The following is a 16,072-nucleotide window of genomic DNA, read 5'->3' as shown; positions in this document are numbered from 1 at the left end:
GTCCCCCGGCTCAGGTGGAGTAGGCGCTGTTCTCGTGGACGTAGTCCGCGGTGAGGTCGTTGGTCCACACGCTGGCCTTGGCCTCCCCGGCCCGCAGGTCGGCGGTGATGACGATCTCACGGCCCGTCATGTCGACCAGGTCGCGGTCCTCCCCCACGCCACCGTCCTTGCAGACCCAGACGCCGTTGATCGCGACGTTCAGCTGGTTCGGGTCGAAGGCGGCCGCGGTGGTGCCGATCGCGGCCAGCACCCGGCCCCAGTTCGGGTCCTCGCCGTGCAGGGCGCACTTGAGCAGGTTGTTCCGGGAGATGGTCCGGGCCACCTCGACGGCCTCGGCCTCGGTGGCCGCGTTCACCACGTCGATCCGGATGTCCTTGGAGGCGCCCTCGGCGTCGCCGATCAGCTGGCGGGCCAGGTCGGCGCTGACGGTGGCCACCGCGGCGGCGAACTCCGCCGCGTCCGGGGTGACGCCGGAGGCGCCCGAGGCGAGCAGCAGCACGGTGTCGTTGGTCGACATGCAGCCGTCGGAGTCGATCCGGTCGAAGGTGACGTTCGTCGCCGAGCGGAGCGCGGCGTCCAGGCCGGGGGCGTCCACCACCGCGTCGGTGGTGATGACGACCAGCATGGTGGCCAGGCTCGGGGCGAGCATGCCCGCGCCCTTGGCCATCCCGCCGACCGTCCAGCCGCCCTGGCTGACCTGGGCGGTCTTGTGCACGGTGTCGGTGGTCTTGATGGCGATCGCGGCGGCCTCGCCGCCGTCCTCGCTGAGCGCCTTGGCGGCCCGCTCGACGCCGGGCAGCAGGATGTCCATCGGCAGCCGGACGCCGATCAGGCCCGTGGAGGCGACCGCCACCTCGCCCGCGTTCAGCCCCAGCTCGGCCGCGACCTTCTCGGCGGTGGCGTGGGTGTCCTGGAAGCCGGCCGGGCCGGTGCAGGCGTTGGCGCCGCCGGAGTTGAGCACGACGGCGGAGATCTGACCGCCCTTCACCACCTGCTCGCTCCAGAGCACGGGGGCGGCCTTGACCCGGTTCGAGGTGAAGACGCCGGCCGCGGCCAGCTGCGGGCCGTCGTTGACCACCAGCGCGAGGTCCGGGGTGCCGCTGGCCTTGATGCCGGCGGTGACGCCGGCGGCGCGGAAGCCCTTGGCCGCCGTGACGCCGAGGTTCTGACTGGTGGTCACGGTGCGACTCCGATCAAGGGGAGGCCGAGCTCCTCGGGGAGGCCGAGGGCGATGTTCATGCTCTGCACCGCGCCGCCGGCGGTGCCCTTCACCAGGTTGTCGATCGCGCTGATCGCGACGATCCGCCCGGCGTGCTCGTCCAGGGCGACCTGGACCAGCGCGGCGTTGGAGCCGTAGACCGAACTGGTCTGCGGCCACTGCCCCTCGGGCAGCAGGCGGACGAAGGGCTCGCCCGCGAAGGCCTCGGCGTACGCGCGGCGCAGGCCCTCGGCTGTGGTGCCGGGCTTCGCCTTGGCGCTGCAGGTGGCCAGGATGCCGCGCGGCATCGGGGCCAGGGTGGGGGTGAAGGAGACGGTGACGTCCTCCCCCGCGACGGGGCCGAGGTTCTGCGCCATCTCCGGGGTGTGCCGGTGGCCGCCGCCGACGCCGTACGGGCTCATCGAGCCCATCACCTCACTGCCCAGCAGGTGCGGCTTGGCCGCCTTGCCGGCGCCGGAGGTGCCCGAGGCGGCGGTGATCACCGCCTCCGGCTCGGCGAGGCGGGCGGCGTAGGCCGGGAACAGCGCCAGGGACACGGCGGTCGGGTAGCAGCCCGGCACGGCGATCCGCTTGGTGCCCTTCAACGCGGCCCGGTGGCCGGGGAGTTCGGGCAGACCGTAGGGCCAGGTACCGGCGTGCGGGGAGCCGTAGAACTTCTCCCAGACCGCGGCGTCCTTGAGCCGGAAGTCGGCCCCGCAGTCCACCACCAGCACGTCCTCGCCGAGCGCCTCGGCGACGGCGGCGGACTGGCCGTGCGGCAGCCCGAGGAAGACCACGTCGTGCCCGGCCAGCGTCTCGGGGGTGGTCGGCTCCAGCACCCGGTCGGCCAGTGGCAGCAGGTGCGGCTGCAGCTCACCGAACCGCGCCCCGGCGTTGGACCCGCCGGTCAGTGCGCCGATCTCGACCTCGGGGTGGCCGAGCAGCAGGCGCAGCGCCTCGCCGCCCGCATATCCGCTCGCTCCGGCGACGGCCACACGCAATGCCATGACGATTCCTCTCTAGGACTAGGCATGAATATACGCAGCACGGAACATTCATGCAAGAAGGTCGAGCCGGCAGTCCCGGACGGCGAAGCCGTCGCCGAGCTGCCGGCGCAGCTCCGCCAGGGCCGCGGTGGCCCGGGGATGGAAGGCGGCCCACTGCTCCTCGCTCCAGAGCGACGGGCCACCGGGGTCGTTCCAGTCCAGCGAGGACTGGTAGAGCTCTGACAGCTCCGACAGCTCCGCCCGCAGCCCGTCCTCCACCGGGAGCTCCTCGGGCTCGACCGGGCCGTCGAGGGCCTCCGGCGTGCCGGACTCGGGCCAGAGCGGGGTGGAGACGCCGTACTCGAAGAAGAAGCGCAGCAACTTAGGCATACCTAAGTTTTCCACGGCCGGAGGGGTGCGCAGAACACACCGGGCCCCGACAGGGCGTCATGCCTGTCGGGGCCCGGGCTCCGTACGGGGTGCGGCGGCTGACGGTCAGTCGGTGCCGGACTCCATGGCCGCGCGGTCGAGGGCCGCCTCCTCGGCGGTGGGCTCGACGGTGGAGGCGATGGCCTTGGCTCCGCCCTGGTCCATCGCGCCGATCAGGCCGGTCGAGGCCGCCTGGGCGGCGCCGATCGAGCTCTGGCCGCCGGGGCCCTCGCCGACCAGGCCGAGGGCGGCGTACTGCTCCAGGCGGGAGCGGGAGTCGGCGATGTCGAGGTTGCGCATGGTCAGCTGGCCGATCCGGTCGACCGGGCCGAAGGCGGCGTCCTCGGTGCGCTCCATGGAGAGCTTGTCCGGGTGGTAGCTGAGGGCCGGGCCCTTGGTGTCGAGGATCGAGTAGTCCTCGCCGCGGCGCAGCCGCAGGGTGACCTCGCCGGTGATCGCGGCGCCGACCCAGCGCTGCAGCGACTCACGGACCATCAGGGCCTGCGGGTCCAGCCAGCGGCCCTCGTAGAGCAGCCGGCCGAGGCGGCGGCCCTCGTTGTGGTACGCGGCGATGGTGTCCTCGTTGTGGATCGCGTTCACCAGGCGCTCGTAGACGATGTGCAGCAGGGCGAGGCCGGGGGCCTCGTAGATGCCGCGGCTCTTCGCCTCGATGATCCGGTTCTCGATCTGGTCGGACATGCCGAGCCCGTGGCGGCCGCCGATCGCGTTGGACTCCATGACCAGGTCGACCGGGGTGGCGAAGGTCTTGCCGTTGATGGAGACCGGCCGGCCCTGCTCGAAGGCGACGGTGACGTCCTCGGTGGCGATCTCCACCGACGGGTCCCAGAACCGGACGCCCATGATCGGGTCGACGGTCTCGATGCCGGTGTCGAGGTGCTCGAGGGTCTTGGCCTCGTGGGTGGCACCCCAGATGTTGGCGTCGGTGGAGTAGGCCTTCTCGGTGGAGTCCCGGTAGGGCAGGCCGTGGGCGACCAGCCACTCGGACATCTCCTTGCGGCCGCCCAGCTCGGTCACGAAGTCCGCGTCCAGCCAGGGCTTGTAGATCCGCAGGTGCGGGTTGGCCAGCAGGCCGTAGCGGTAGAACCGCTCGATGTCGTTGCCCTTGTAGGTGGAGCCGTCGCCCCAGATCTGCACGCCGTCCTCGAGCATCGCCCGGACCAGCAGGGTGCCCGTCACGGCCCGGCCCAGCGGGGTGGTGTTGAAGTACGCCCGGCCGCCGGAGCGGATGTGGAACGCACCGCAGGCCAGCGCCGCCAGCCCCTCCTCGACCAGGGCCGCCTTGCAGTCCACCAGGCGTGCGATCTCCGCCCCGTAGGCGTTGGCACGGCCGGGCACCGAGGCGATGTCGGGCTCGTCGTACTGGCCGATGTCGGCCGTGTACGTGCAGGGGACGGCGCCCTTGTCACGCATCCAGGCGACGGCCACCGAGGTGTCGAGGCCGCCGGAGAAGGCGATACCGACGCGCTCGCCGGTGGGGAGGGAGGTGAGGACCTTGGACATGGGAAGAGTATGCATCATCATGCATGGCCATGCAAAGCGGTTCCGCCGCCCCCCGCGAAACCGTCTCCGAGCCGTCATCCTGCCAGTCGGCCCGACACCCCGACAGTCACGAACTGCCGCAGCGCCCCGCCCGTCGCGCGGCGCACCGTGCACCGGCTGCCCCGCGCACCCCCGGCCGACTCCTCCGGCAGCGCCTGACGGGAGGTCAACTCCCGTTCTGGGGTGGGGAGAACCCCACCCCGGAGTGGCCTGGTGGCCGCATGGGGCGGGCGGGGCGTTCGGAGAAGACTTCGGGGCATGACAACGCATCGAATCGCCGCCCTCGCCGCCGCGACCGCCGTGGCCGCCTCGCTCCTCGGACTCGCCGTCCCCCGGGCCGACGCGGCCCCGCAGCGCCCGAGCTGGACCAGCTGCCCCGGCAAGGACCTCGACCCCCGCCAGCGGTGCGCCACCGTCGAGGTGCCGCTGGACCACGCCGATCCCGGCGGGCAGCGGATCACCCTGGCCGTCTCGCGGATCCCGGCCGAGCGGCCGGAGCGGCGCCGCGGCGTGCTGCTGATGGTGCCCGGCGGCCCGGGCGGCGGGGCGGTCGACTGGCCGACCAAGGCCGCGAAGCAACTGCCGCCCGAGGTGCGGGAGATGTACGACCTGGTCGGCTTCGACCCGCGCGGGGTCGGCCGGAGCACGCCGGTGGACTGCGGGCTGGCGCACGAGGACCTGTCGATGACGAAGCTGCGCCCCTGGCCGGCCGCCGACGGCTCGACCACCGCCAACGCCGACACCGCCCGGCGGGTCGCGGAGACCTGCCTGCGCAACGGCGGCCCGGTGCTGCGCACCCTCTCCACCGCCAACGAGGCCCGGGACATCGACCGGATCCGGGAGGCCCTCGGGGAGCGCAGGCTCTCGCTCTGGGGCATCTCCTACGGCACCTACGCCGGGGCGGTGTACACCACGATGTTCCCGAACCGCACCGACCGGGTGGTGCTGGACAGCAACGACGACCCGGACCCGGCGAAGGTCGGCCGGGGCTGGCTGGCCGCGTTCGGGCCGGGCACCGAGGACCGGTTCCCGGACTTCGCCCGCTGGGCCGCCGCGCCGGACAACCCGCTGCGGCTGGCCGAGCGCCCCGAGCAGGTCCGGCCGCTCTTCCTGGAGCTGGCCGCCCGGCTGGACCGCGAGCCGCTGCCCTGGCCTGGCGCCAACCCGGAGGCCCTGGACGGGAACGCGCTCCGCGAGGCGCTGCTCAACACCCTCTACGACGACGAGCGCTTCCCCTCCCTGGCGCAGCTGATGCGGGCCGGGCTGGAGCGCCGCACCCCGCCCGCGCCGCAGCTGCCGCCGGACCGGGCGCTGCAGAACACCGTGGCGGTCTCGGTCGGCGTGCTCTGCAACGACGTGGCCTGGCCGCGCGACCCGGCCGCGATCGCCGGGGACGTCGCGGAGTCCCGCGCGAAGCACCCGCTCACGGCAGGCATGCCGGTGAACGTGATGCCCTGCGCGTTCTGGCCCGCCCCCGCCGAGCCGCCCGTCCGCATCACCCCGGACGGCCCGCCCAACGTCCTGCTGGCGCAGAACCTGCGCGACCCCGCCACCCCGTACGCGGGCGCCCTGAAGCTCCGTCAGGCCTTCGGCCACCGGGCCCGGATGGTCGCGGTCGACTCCGGCGGCCACGACGTCTACGCCGCCAACGGCAACGCCTGCGGCGACCGGCTGGTGACCGCCTTTCTCACCACCGGCCGCCGCCCGGCAGGCGACGTGCTCTGCCCCTCCGAGGAGACGCCGGCCCGCGGCTGACCCCTGCGGGCGGCACCCGGCACCTCGCACCCGGCACCTCGCACCGCACGGCCCGGTGGAACGATTCGTCATCGAACAGCACTGGCGCACCAAGGGGCGCACCGTGGCGGCTCCCCCGGACGGCGGTATCGCACGTGCGCTCGGCTCACTACCATGCGTAGTCAGCAGATCGCAGCCCGCTGCCGAGGGAGCCGCCATGCCCCAGTCCCCTTCCCCCTCCACCCCCGCCGCCAGAGCCGGAGTCGGTACCGGAGCCGGAGCCGAGGCCGCGCCGGCGGCCCGGGCCGTCTGGTCCGACTTCTGCGCCGTGGCACCCAGCCCGGAGCTCCGCGACCGGCTCCAGCAGGAGCTGGCCCGGCTGCGCTCCGGCCCGGACGAACTGGCCGGCCAGTTCACCGTGGGGCGCACGCCGCACCGGCTCGGCTTCGACGACGGCGCCATCTTCCCGCCCGAGGAGTTCCCGCTCGGCACCCCGTACACCACGATCAAGCAGGCGGCGGCCGAGCGGGCCCCGCTGCGCGGCGCGGTACGGGTCGTGGTCGTCCTGGCGGACTTCTCCGACAAGCACATGACGGCCGATCAGGCGCACTTCGAGAAGCTGTTCTTCTCGCTCGGCGAGCTGCCGCACGGCTCCGTCCGGGAGTACTACCGCGAGGTGACGCACGGTCTGGTCGACATCGTCGGCGAGGTGGTCGGCCCGCTCCGGCTGCCGCAGACGCTGGCCTGGTACGCCAACGGGAACTTCGGCATCGGCCGGCCCACCGGGGAGCCCCGCGCCCACCTGATGGCCCGTGACGCGCTGCTGGCCGCCGACCCGACGGTGGACTTCACCCCGTACGACAACGACGGCAACGGCTTCGTGGACGCCTTCATCGTGGTGCACGCCGGCTCCGGCGGGGAGGCCACCGGCGCCCCTGGCGACATCTGGTCCCACAAGTGGACCCTGCCCGACGTGCAGAACGTGGACGGCACCAAGGTGTTCGCCTACCTCACCATCCCCGAGGACGCCAAGATCGGCGTCTGCGCGCACGAGCTGGGCCACCTGCTGTTCGGTTTCCCCGACCTCTACGACACCGACGGCACCTCCGAGGGCGTGGGCAACTGGTGCCTGATGGGCGGCGGTTCCTGGGGCGGCGGGGGCGACGTGCCGACCCACCCGTCCGCCTGGTGCAAGGTCAACCAGGGCTGGGCCAGCGCCACCGTGGTCACCTCCGGCGGCCCGGTCACCTTCGAGGACGTCAAGTCCAGCCACACCGTCCACCGGCTCTGGAAGGACGGCGCCGGGGGCAACGAGTACTTCCTGGTGGAGAACCGGCAGCAGAGCGGCTACGACGTCTCGCTGCCCGGCGCCGGCCTGCTGATCTGGCACGTGGACGAGAGCAAGCCGGGCAACACCGACGAGAACCACTACAAGGTCGGCCTCGTCCAGGCCGACGACCGCCGCGACCTGGAGCTGGCCCGCAACCGCGGCGACGGCGGCGACCCGTACCCGGGCAGCGCGGGGCGGACGGAGTTCAGCTCCGGCAGCACGCCAAGCTCCAAGTCCTACGCGGGCGCCGACACCTGCGTCTCCGTCACCGGCATCCCCGCCCCGGCGGTCAGCATGACCGCCACCGTCTCCGTCTCCTGCGGCAAGCCGCTGGTCAAGGAGCTCAAGGACGGCGGCAAGGAGCTCAAGGACGCCCGCAAGGAGCTGAAGGACGGGCTCAAGGACCTCAAGGAGCCGTTCAAGGAGCGCAAGGACGCCCGGAAGGAGGTCAAGGAGCCCTTCAAGGAGCGCAAGGACATCAAGGACCGGGTCGAGAACAAGCGGCCCGAGCGGCCCAAGCTCCCCTTCGAGCGCAGCAGCGGGGACACCGACCCGCTGACCGAGGCGGTGCTCGACCTCCAGGCCCGGCTGGCCGCCGTGGAGCAGGCCCTGACGGGCGGTCAGGGCGGCGAGGACGAGCAGTACGGCCAGTACGGCCAGGGTGGCCAGGGCGGCGGTCAGGACGCGGGCGGCGGCGAGCCGTTCATCGGGTCCTCGCTCCGCCCCGACCTGCAGGGCGGCCCGGTCTACGACCCGGAGACCGAGGGTCTCCGGCAGGCCATGGCCGGCGGTGACCCGGCCGCCAAGCGGGCCTTCGACAACCTGCCTCCGCAGTGACCCCGGCCCCCGCGGCGCCCCGCACGGTCCTCGTGCTGGCCGACCGGACCGACCTGGGTGCGGCCTCGGTGGCCCGCGCCCTGGCCGGCCGGCCCGGCTGCGGACGGGTGCTGCTGCTCGGGCCCGGAGAGCTGCTCCGGGCCCGGTGGTCGCACCGGGTGGACGCCGCCGGGGCCGCCCGCACCGTGCTCACCCTGCCCGACGGCGAGCGGCTCGCCGACGACGGGGTGGGCGCGGTGCTGCACCGCCTGACGCACCTTCCGCTGACCCGGGCGGCCGGCGTCTCGGCCAAGGACCACGACTACGCCCGGGCCGAGCGGTACGCGCTGCTCGCCAGCTGGCTGCTCGGCCTCGGGCCCCGGGTGCTCGGCCCGCACCACTCCTGCGGCACCTCCCCGGGCGCGCTCTCCCCCGCCACCGCCCTCGCGCTGGCCGGGCACCTCGGCCTGCCGGTGGCCCGCACCGGCCGGGCCACCCGGGGCGGCCTGCTCGCCGCCGGGCCCGGCGAGCGGCTGGTCCGCGAACTGGACTGGCCCGGCGGCCCCGGCGCCCCCGTCCCGGCCGAGCTCCACCCCGCCCGGGCCACCGGGCCCGGTCTCCTCCTCTGCGGCCCCCGCCTCCTCGGCCCCGCCGCCGCCCGCTACGGCCCCCGCGCCAGACTCCTCGCCGACCGCCTCGGCACCACCCTCCTGGAACTCCGCTTCACCCCCACCGGCCACCTCACCGAGGTCGACCTCCACCCACCCCTGACCGCCGGGTCCCACCGCACCGCCGTCGCCGACTGGCTCCACGACGCCGCCACCGCCTGCGACGGGCCGACGACACGACAGGAGGACGCCGTGGCGTCGGGCCGGCGGCTCCGTGGTCCGTTCGGACCGGACCCGACAGGGCCGCGCGCGGAGCGGGCGCCGGCCGACCGGCCTGCGGACCACCCTCCCGCCGACCCGGTGCCAGGACACGACGCCGTCGCCGTCCCAACCGCAGGTGCAGGCGCAGGCGCACCGAAAGCCGACCGTCGCCCCCTGCCCCAGCCCCCGCCCGGCGCAGCCGGCCTGCTGGGCCCGGCCCGGGAGGTGGCGCGGTGATCCTCTTCTACGGGCTGCTCGACGATCCGCCGCTGACCCGGGCCGTGGAGGCGGCCCGGGCGGCCGGGTACGAGCACCTGGTGATCGATCAGGCCCGGCTGGCCCGGTACGACTTGGTCTGCGGGACCGGCCTGGCCGGGCTGGTGGCCGTGGACGGGCGGCGGGTGCCGTTGGCCGAGGTCTCGGCCGTCTACGCCCGCCCGTTGGAGCTGCCGGCCGCCCCGGGAGACGACCTTGCGGCGCGGGCCCGGGCGGCGGCCTTCCACCGCTGGTTCACGGACTGGCTGGACTGGGCCGACGCCCTGGTGGTGAACCGTCCGCTCGCGATGGAGTCCAACGGGTCCAAGCCGTACCAGGCCCAGCTGATCGCCCGCGCCGGCTTCCCGGTGCCGGAGACGCTGGTGACGGACGACCCGGAGGAGGTGCGGGAGTTCCGCGCCGAGCACGGCCGGGTGGTCTACAAGTCGGTCAGCGGCATCCGCTCGATCGTGCGGGAGCTGACCCCTGACGACGAGTCACGCCTGCACCTGGTGCGCGGCCTGCCGACCCAGTTCCAGGCCCACGTGCCGGGCCGGGACGTCCGGGTGCACGTGGTCGGCCGGGAGGTGTTCGCCGCCGAGGTGGAGAGCACCGCCGTCGACTACCGCTACGCCCACCGGGACGGCCGGCGGGCCGAGCTGACGGCGTACGAGCTGCCGGAGGCGGTGGCGGAGCGGTCGGTGGCACTGGCCGCCGCACTGGGTCTGCCGCTGGCCGGGATCGACCTGCGGCGGCGGCCGGACGGTGCTTGGGTGTGCTTCGAGGTGAATCCGATGCCCGCCTACAGCTACTACGAATCGCACACCGGCCTGCCGATCGCCGCCGCCCTGGCCGCGCTGCTGGCCGGGGCCCGCACCACCGTGGAGGCATGAGCCGATGGTCGCGTCGATGGAGAACCTGACCGCGCTGCGGGCCCGCCTGGTGAGCGCGGGCCCGCACCCCCGGCTGCCGGACTGGCGGCTCGCCCAGGTGGAGCTGCTCTCGGCCACCCCGGTGCCGGGCTTCGCCGACCTGCTCTCGCCCCGGGTGGGCCAGGCCTTCGGGATCGCCGTCCGCCCGGCGCAGCTGGCGGGGGTGGCGCCCGGTGCGGTGCTGCGGCTGCGGGCCCGGCTGGCGGCCGGCGAGGTGTTCGCCGAGCAGGAGCCGGGCCCGGGGGACTTCCTCGTCGAGGAGGCCGCGCCGACGCTCTGAGCGCCCGTCAGTTCACGTCCACGTCCTCGAAGAGTTCCAGCATCCGGCCGAGCACCCGGACGGTGGTCTCGACGTCGGCCGCCGTGACGTCCCCGCCGATCTGGCGCAGCAGCCCGTGCTCGCGGTCCAGCACGGCGGTGATGGCGGCGCGGCCGCCGTCGGTCAGCCGGATCAGCGAGGAGCGCTGGTGGGCCGGGTTGGGGATGGCCTCCACCAACCCGTCCGCGAGCGCGTCGTTGACCATCCGCTGGACGAACTGACGGCTGAGCGCCTGGGCCCGGCCCATCTGGGGGACGGTCATCGGCCCGTGCTCGCGGAGCAGGTCGAGGACGGCCCGGACGCCGACGGACAGGCCCTGCTCGGGGACGTCCGTCTCGACCTTGCGCTGGACCCGCCGGTAGAGCGGGCCGACCAGGGCGAAGACCTCCATCAACCGGGGGGCGAGATCGGATTCGGGTTCACGGGGAGCGTCGGTGTCGGTCACCCGTCCATCATGACACCCGAGGTGCCAATTTTCCGAGAAGAATGACAACCCGGTTGTCATTCCCCTGCAGACATGGCACCTTGGTTGTCATGACGAACGCCACCGAGCAGTCCTACGCCGACACCGTCCGCACCTTCGAGTCCGGGGACGGCCCCCTCGCCTACCGCGACGCGGGCTCCGGCCGCCCCGTCGTGCTGCTGCACGGCGGATTCATGGACTTCACCATGTGGGACGCCCAGGTCGACGCCCTCTCCGCCCGCTACCGGGTGATCGCCCCGGACGCCCGGGGCCACGGCGCCTCGGCCAACGCCGGCGGCCCGTTCCGCCAGTGCGACGACCTGGCCGCCCTGCTGCGCCACCTCGACCTGGGCCCCGCCGTGCTGGTCGGCCTCTCGATGGGCGGGGCGATCGCGGTGGAGACGGTGCTGGAGCACCCCGAGCTGGTCGCCGGGATCCTGATCAGCGGTGGCGGCACCCACGAGCCCACCGTCACCGACCCGTGGAACGAGGCGGGCCACGTGGTGAACAGCACCGCCCTGATGTCCGGCGACATCGAGGGCTGGCTCGACTCGCTCGCCCTCTGGATCGCCGGCCCGTACCGCGAGGTCACCGACATCGACCCCGAACTGGTGCGCCGCCGCCGGGACATGGCGCTGCGCACGATCATGAAGCACACCCCGGACGAGCCCGACCACCACGTCCAGGTCCCCGCCACCCTGGGCCGGGCCGGCGAGGTCACCGTCCCCGTGCTGGCCGCCAACGGCGCCCTGGACTCCCCCGCCCTGATCTCGCTGGCCAGCCCCTTCGCCCAGGCCGCCCCGCACGGGCGGGTCGCCGACCTCCCGGACACCGCCCACATCCCCGCGATGGAGCGCCCGGAGCTCTACACCGAGGTCGTCGAGGCCTTCCTGGCCGAGGTGTACGGCGCCTGACTCCCCCTCAGGGCCCCGGCGGGTTGGCACGGCCGCTGTCCGACCGGGGCCGTACCGTCGTCGGTACCGACGACCGCAGGAGGAGAAGCGTGCCGCAGCTGCTGAGGGTCCAGAACTTCAACGTCTCCGCCGACGGGATCGGCGCGGGCGAGGACCAGACGCTGGAGCGTCCGTTCGGGCACGTCGACCCGGGGAAGCTGTTCGCCTGGGCCGGCGCCACCGCCAGCTGGCCGCTGCGCTCCAGCCCCGGCGGCAGCCGGGGCCTGGACGACCTGTTCCTCCGGGACTACGCGCGGGGCATCGGCGCCGAGATCATGGGCCGGAACAAGTTCGGGCCGCAGCGCGGGCCCTGGCAGGACGAGGAGTGGCGCGGCTGGTGGGGCGAGGAGCCGCCGTTCCACACCCCGGTGTTCGTGATGACCCATCACCTGCGCCCGGCGTTCACCCTCTCCGACACCACCTTCCACTTCGTCTCCGGCGAGCCGGACGAGGTGCTGCAGCTGGCCAAGGAGGCGGCGGACGGCAAGGACGTCCGCCTCGGCGGCGGGGTCTCCACCATCCGCCGGTTCCTGGACGCCGACCTGGTGGACACCCTGCACGTGGTGGTCTCGCCCCTGGAGTTCGGCACCGGGCTGAAGCTCTGGGAGTCGCCGGACGAGCTGCTCGACCGCTTCCACCGGGACGTCGTGCCCAGCCCGAGCGGCGTGACCCACCACCTGTACTGGCGGCGCTGAGGGGCCCAGAGCCGGACCTGCCCTACCGGCGGACGGCCCTCAGCAGCACGAACTTGCGGTCACTGGCGACCAGTTCGCAGTTCCCGAAGAGCTTCTTCAGCTTGACGTGGTATCCCAGGTGCCGGTTGCCGATCACCCAGAGCTCGCCGCCCGGGCGCAGCGCCCGGCGGGCGGTGGTGAACATCCGCCAGGCGGTGGCGTCGGTGGTGGCCTGGTGGCTGTGGAAGGGCGGGTTGTTCAGGACCACGTCGAGCGAGCCGGGCTCGACGCCGCTGAGGGCGTCGCCGACGGTGAACTCCGCCTTCGCCTCCGGACCCAGCGCGTCCCGGAAGGTGGTCTCGGCCGAGGCCACCGCCTGGTGGGACTCGTCGACGAAGAGCAGCTCTGCCTCGGGGTTGGCCAGGGCGGCGGCGGTGCCGACCACGCCGTTGCCGCAGCCGAGGTCGGCGATCCGCAGCGGGCCGACGGTCGGCGGCAGGTGGCCGAGCAGGAAGCGCGTGCCGATGTCGAGGCGGTCCGCGCAGAACACGCCCGCGTGGTTGGTGACGGTCCGTCCGGAGACCGCCCCGATCCCGGCCGGGAGCTCGTAGCGCAGCGGCCAGGGGTTGGCACCGCGGGGCAGCTCCGGGTCGGGGGTGCAGAAGATCAGGCGGGCCTTGCGGACGGCCAGCGAAGTCCTGGTCGGGCCGAGGATCCGCTCGAAGAGCTGGAGCGTGGAGGTGTGGATCTCGGTCACCATGCCGGTGCCGACCACCACCGTGCCGGCGTGCACGGCCGGGGCCAGGCGGTGCAGCTGGTCCTCCAGCAGGGCCAGGCTCTTGGGCACCCGGACCAGCAGGACGTCGATCCGCTCCGGCGGCGGGTCCTGGGTGGTGAGCAGCTCGACCGCGCCCGGCTCGACCCCGGCCCGGGCCAGGTTGGCCCGGGTGGCCTGCCGCCCCAGGTGGGAGTCCGAGATCTGCACCGGGCGGTGCTGCGCCAGCGCGGTGACCAGCGAGCCCCAGCGGTCGCCGAGCACCACCGGACGGCCCGTCAGGGGCACCGGCGGCGCGCCGTCGATCCCGGCCAGGTGCCGCAGCAGGTACTCGTCGGCCGCGTCCCAGGCCCGCAGCCGGTCCCGCGGGTCCTCGGGGAAGCGGCTGAGTTCGAACTCGCCCCAGGGCGTCGTGAAGCTCTCCATCGTGCCCTCAGGCTATCCGAACCGGCCGAACCGGCCGGACCGCCCGACCGGCCCGGGGCGTCCTGACGGCGTGTCACCGCCACAAGGCCTATCGTCCGGAGCATGGCCACCATCCTGCACGGCGATGCCGTCACGCTCCGCCCCGCCGTCGCCGACGACGTGCCCCGGCTCGCCGAGATCCGGGGCACCCCCGAGGTCCGGGCCCGCTGGCGCGGCGAGGCCGACCTGGCCGCCGAGGTGGCGGAGGACCTGGCCGACCCGGAGACGGAGGTGTTCGCGGTCGAGGCCGGGGGCCGGGTGGTCGGAGCGGTGCAGTGGTACGCCGAGAACGACCCCGAGTACCGGCACGCGGGCATCGACGTCTTCCTCGACCCCTCGGTGCACGGCCGGGGCCTGGGCACCGACGCCGTCCGCACCCTGGCCCGCCACCTGCTCACCGCCCTCGGCCACCACCGCCTGGTGATCGACCCGGCGGCCGACAACGCGGCCGCGATCCGCTGCTACGCCAAGGTCGGCTTCCGCCCGGTCGGCGTGATGCGGCAGTACGAGCGCGGGGCGGACGGGACCTGGCACGACGGCCTGCTGATGGACCTGCTGGCCGGCGAGCTGACCTGAGACCGACCGGGCCTCCCCGGCCTCCGTCGGGCCGCGCAAATCGGCTGCGCGGAGCAGGGGTCGTGGGCGATCATCTCCGCCATGGACGATCCCCTCGCGGTGGCGCAGCAGTTGGTCAAGTCGGCGTACCCGGAGGCGGTGGCCGCCTACCTCGGCGGCTCGACCGCCCGGGGGGAGGCGACGGCCGGCTCCGACCTCGACCTGGTCGTCGTCCGCCCCGAGGGGTACGAGGTGTACCGGGAGACGACCCGTCACGAGGGCTGGCCGGTCGAGCTGTTCGTCCAGACCCCGTCCTCGACCCGGGCCTTCTTCGACTGGGACCGGATCAACGCCGTCCCCTCGCTGATCTCCATGTGCGCCACCGGACTGACCCTGCTGGACGCCGACGGCACCGCCTCCGAGCTGCGCGCCGAGGCCGCCCGGCTGCTCGCCGCCGGTCCGGCCCCCGCCACCGCCGAGGTGCTGGAGACCAGGCGGTACATGCTGACCGACCTGTACGACGACCTGCTCGACGAGCGGCCCGAGGACGAGCGGGCCGTGGTCGCCGCCCTGGTGCTGGAGCGCGCCGCCGAGCTGCTGCTCTCCACCGGCGGCCACTGGCAGGGCAAGGGCAAGTGGATGCCCCGGATGCTGCGCGCGGCCCACCCCGCGCTGGGCGGGCGCCTGCTCGACGGCTACCGGGCACTGCTCGCGGGCGGCGCCGGCCGGGAGTTCACGGCGGCGGTGGCCGAGGTGCTGGAGCACTGCGGCGGCCCGCTGCGCGAGGGCTACCGGCGGGTGGCCGACGCCAAGGCGCTCGCCGGGCCGAACCCGCCGGCGAAGGAGCCGGAGCAGCCGCGGCCCGCCGCCCTGCCCGAGCCGCTGGTCGCCGGCTACCTGGCGCGCCTCGGCGCAGAGCGCCCGAGCCACCCGACGGTGGCCGCGCTGTTCGCCCTGCACCGGGCGCACGTCGAGCGGGTCCCGTACGAGACCCTGGACATCCAGATCGGCCGCCGGACCACCATCGACCCGGCCGACTCGGCCCGCCGGATAGCCGCCGGCCGCGGCGGCTACTGCTTCCACCTGAACGGGGCCTTCGGCGCGCTGTTGACCTCGCTCGGCTACGACGTCCGCCGGCACGTGGGCGGGGTGCAGAACACCCCGGAGGACCCGGCCGGGGCCAACGCCAACCACCTGGTGCTGACCGTGCGCTGCGAGGGCCGGGAGTTCCTGGTGGACGTCGGCCTCGGCGACGCGCTGCACGAGCCGCTGCCGCTGCGCGAGGGGACGTACCGTCAGGCCCCGCTCGCCCTGGGCCTGGCGCCCTCGGCGGCCGAGCCCGGCGGCTGGCGCCTGGCGCACGACCCGCTCGGCTCCTTCGCCGGCATGGACTTCCGCCCGGGGCCGGCCGTGACGGCGGACTTCCTGGAGCAGCACGAGCGGCTCTCCACCTCGCCGGAATCGCCGTTCGTCCAGGTGTCGACGGTGCTGCGCCGGGAGGCCGAGGCCCTCGACGCGCTGCGCGGCTGCGTGCGGGTGCGCACCGGCGCGGACGGCGTCCGCACGGTCACCGAGGTCGCCGACCGCCAGGCCTGGTTCGCCCTGCTGACCGGCCCGTTCGGCCTGGTGCTGGACGGCCCCGAGGGCTTGGACGAGGCCGAACGGGACCGCCTCTGGGCCAAGGTGCACGGCGGCCACACCGCCTGGAAGGAGGCCACCGGCTGGACGGCGCCCGCCTCCTGACGCCGCGTCGGGGCCG

General features: G+C 74.2%; 15 protein-coding genes. 9 read left to right on the top strand and 6 right to left on the bottom strand.

Annotated elements, in window-relative coordinates:
- Window positions 1-10: 10 nt before the first annotated feature.
- The 4 genes from argJ to argG form a co-directional block, all read right to left on the bottom strand.
- The gene (argJ, locus tag ACWCYY_RS02655; RefSeq protein ID WP_449794878.1) at window positions 11-1,180 is read right to left on the bottom strand and encodes a bifunctional glutamate N-acetyltransferase/amino-acid acetyltransferase ArgJ; all 1,170 of its coding nucleotides are present in this window, start codon (window positions 1,178-1,180) and stop codon (window positions 11-13) included.
- On the bottom strand, window positions 1,177-2,205 hold the full coding sequence (argC, locus tag ACWCYY_RS02650) for an N-acetyl-gamma-glutamyl-phosphate reductase (RefSeq protein WP_345283409.1): 1,029 nt from the start codon (window positions 2,203-2,205) through the stop codon (window positions 1,177-1,179). The genes argJ and argC overlap by 4 nt, the downstream gene beginning before the upstream one ends.
- 48 nt (window positions 2,206-2,253) lie before the next feature.
- Complete coding sequence (locus tag ACWCYY_RS02645) at window positions 2,254-2,574, bottom strand: hypothetical protein (protein WP_345283408.1); 321 nt, start codon at window positions 2,572-2,574, stop codon at window positions 2,254-2,256.
- A 105-nt stretch (window positions 2,575-2,679) separates the two neighbouring features.
- Window positions 2,680-4,134 carry an argininosuccinate synthase gene (argG, locus tag ACWCYY_RS02640; protein ID WP_449794877.1) on the bottom strand — a complete coding sequence of 485 codons (1,455 nt, stop codon included), beginning with the start codon at window positions 4,132-4,134 and terminating at the stop codon, window positions 2,680-2,682.
- Window positions 4,135-4,431: 297 nt separating this feature from the next.
- Here argG and ACWCYY_RS02635 point away from each other — a divergent pair, with 297 nt between their 5' ends.
- The 5 genes from ACWCYY_RS02635 to ACWCYY_RS02615 all read left to right on the top strand — a co-directional run bounded on the left by ACWCYY_RS02635 (window position 4,432) and on the right by ACWCYY_RS02615 (window position 10,389).
- Window positions 4,432-5,928, top strand: coding sequence for an alpha/beta hydrolase (locus tag ACWCYY_RS02635; RefSeq protein ID WP_449794876.1), 1,497 nt, complete (start codon window positions 4,432-4,434; stop codon window positions 5,926-5,928).
- 196 nt (window positions 5,929-6,124) lie between these two features.
- A complete protein-coding gene (locus ACWCYY_RS02630) occupies window positions 6,125-8,074 on the top strand; it encodes a M6 family metalloprotease domain-containing protein (protein ID WP_449794875.1) in 1,950 nt (649 codons plus the stop codon).
- Window positions 8,071-9,159 (top strand): hypothetical protein, encoded by a 1,089-nt coding sequence (locus ACWCYY_RS02625; protein ID WP_449794874.1) that lies wholly within the window; start codon window positions 8,071-8,073, stop codon window positions 9,157-9,159. The genes ACWCYY_RS02630 and ACWCYY_RS02625 overlap by 4 nt, the downstream gene beginning before the upstream one ends.
- Window positions 9,156-10,070: an ATP-grasp domain-containing protein gene (locus ACWCYY_RS02620; protein WP_449794873.1), complete on the top strand. Its 915-nt coding sequence runs from the start codon at window positions 9,156-9,158 to the stop codon at window positions 10,068-10,070. Before ACWCYY_RS02625 ends, ACWCYY_RS02620 begins: the two co-directional genes overlap by 4 nt.
- A 16-nt stretch (window positions 10,071-10,086) precedes the next feature.
- On the top strand, window positions 10,087-10,389 hold the full coding sequence (locus tag ACWCYY_RS02615; RefSeq protein ID WP_380150352.1) for a hypothetical protein: 303 nt from the start codon (window positions 10,087-10,089) through the stop codon (window positions 10,387-10,389).
- Between the two features lie 7 nt (window positions 10,390-10,396).
- Here ACWCYY_RS02615 and ACWCYY_RS02610 read toward each other — a convergent pair whose 3' ends face one another.
- Window positions 10,397-10,873 carry a MarR family winged helix-turn-helix transcriptional regulator gene (locus ACWCYY_RS02610; protein ID WP_449794872.1) on the bottom strand — a complete coding sequence of 159 codons (477 nt, stop codon included), beginning with the start codon at window positions 10,871-10,873 and terminating at the stop codon, window positions 10,397-10,399.
- An 89-nt stretch (window positions 10,874-10,962) separates the two neighbouring features.
- On the opposite strand from ACWCYY_RS02610, the gene ACWCYY_RS02605 reads away from it, so the two are divergent.
- Window positions 10,963-11,805, top strand: coding sequence for an alpha/beta fold hydrolase (locus tag ACWCYY_RS02605; RefSeq protein ID WP_380150354.1), 843 nt, complete (start codon window positions 10,963-10,965; stop codon window positions 11,803-11,805).
- A gap of 89 nt (window positions 11,806-11,894) precedes the next feature.
- A complete protein-coding gene (locus tag ACWCYY_RS02600) occupies window positions 11,895-12,539 on the top strand; it encodes a dihydrofolate reductase family protein (RefSeq protein ID WP_449794871.1) in 645 nt (214 codons plus the stop codon).
- Window positions 12,540-12,561: 22 nt separating this feature from the next.
- On the opposite strand, the gene ACWCYY_RS02595 is transcribed toward ACWCYY_RS02600, so the two are convergent.
- On the bottom strand, window positions 12,562-13,719 hold the full coding sequence (locus tag ACWCYY_RS02595; protein WP_449794870.1) for a methyltransferase: 1,158 nt from the start codon (window positions 13,717-13,719) through the stop codon (window positions 12,562-12,564).
- A gap of 102 nt (window positions 13,720-13,821) precedes the next feature.
- Between ACWCYY_RS02595 and ACWCYY_RS02590 the strand changes: the two genes are divergently transcribed.
- On the top strand, window positions 13,822-14,334 hold the full coding sequence (locus tag ACWCYY_RS02590; RefSeq protein ID WP_380150357.1) for a GNAT family N-acetyltransferase: 513 nt from the start codon (window positions 13,822-13,824) through the stop codon (window positions 14,332-14,334).
- A gap of 81 nt (window positions 14,335-14,415) precedes the next feature.
- Window positions 14,416-16,056 carry an arylamine N-acetyltransferase gene (locus ACWCYY_RS02585; RefSeq protein WP_449794869.1) on the top strand — a complete coding sequence of 547 codons (1,641 nt, stop codon included), beginning with the start codon at window positions 14,416-14,418 and terminating at the stop codon, window positions 16,054-16,056.
- Window positions 16,057-16,072 lie beyond the last annotated feature (16 nt).

This window comes from Kitasatospora sp. NPDC001664 (assembly GCF_053596675.1).
This window is presented reverse-complemented; position numbering and strand designations above follow the sequence as displayed.

Bases quoted from the DNA above. Each gene is read 5' to 3' on its own strand.
- argC (WP_345283409.1), bottom strand. From the start codon at position 2,205: ATGGCATTGCGTGTGGCCGTCGCCGGAGCGAGCGGATATGCGGGCGGC.
- ACWCYY_RS02645 (WP_345283408.1), bottom strand. From the start codon at position 2,574: ATGCCTAAGTTGCTGCGCTTCTTCTTCGAGTACGGCGTCTCCACCCCG.
- argG (WP_449794877.1), bottom strand. From the start codon at position 4,134: ATGTCCAAGGTCCTCACCTCCCTCCCCACCGGCGAGCGCGTCGGTATC.
- ACWCYY_RS02635 (WP_449794876.1), top strand. From the start codon at position 4,432: ATGACAACGCATCGAATCGCCGCCCTCGCCGCCGCGACCGCCGTGGCC.
- ACWCYY_RS02630 (WP_449794875.1), top strand. From the start codon at position 6,125: ATGCCCCAGTCCCCTTCCCCCTCCACCCCCGCCGCCAGAGCCGGAGTC.
- ACWCYY_RS02615 (WP_380150352.1), top strand. From the start codon at position 10,087: ATGGAGAACCTGACCGCGCTGCGGGCCCGCCTGGTGAGCGCGGGCCCG.
- ACWCYY_RS02605 (WP_380150354.1), top strand. From the start codon at position 10,963: ATGACGAACGCCACCGAGCAGTCCTACGCCGACACCGTCCGCACCTTC.
- ACWCYY_RS02595 (WP_449794870.1), bottom strand. From the start codon at position 13,719: ATGGAGAGCTTCACGACGCCCTGGGGCGAGTTCGAACTCAGCCGCTTC.
- ACWCYY_RS02590 (WP_380150357.1), top strand. From the start codon at position 13,822: ATGGCCACCATCCTGCACGGCGATGCCGTCACGCTCCGCCCCGCCGTC.
- ACWCYY_RS02585 (WP_449794869.1), top strand. From the start codon at position 14,416: ATGGACGATCCCCTCGCGGTGGCGCAGCAGTTGGTCAAGTCGGCGTAC.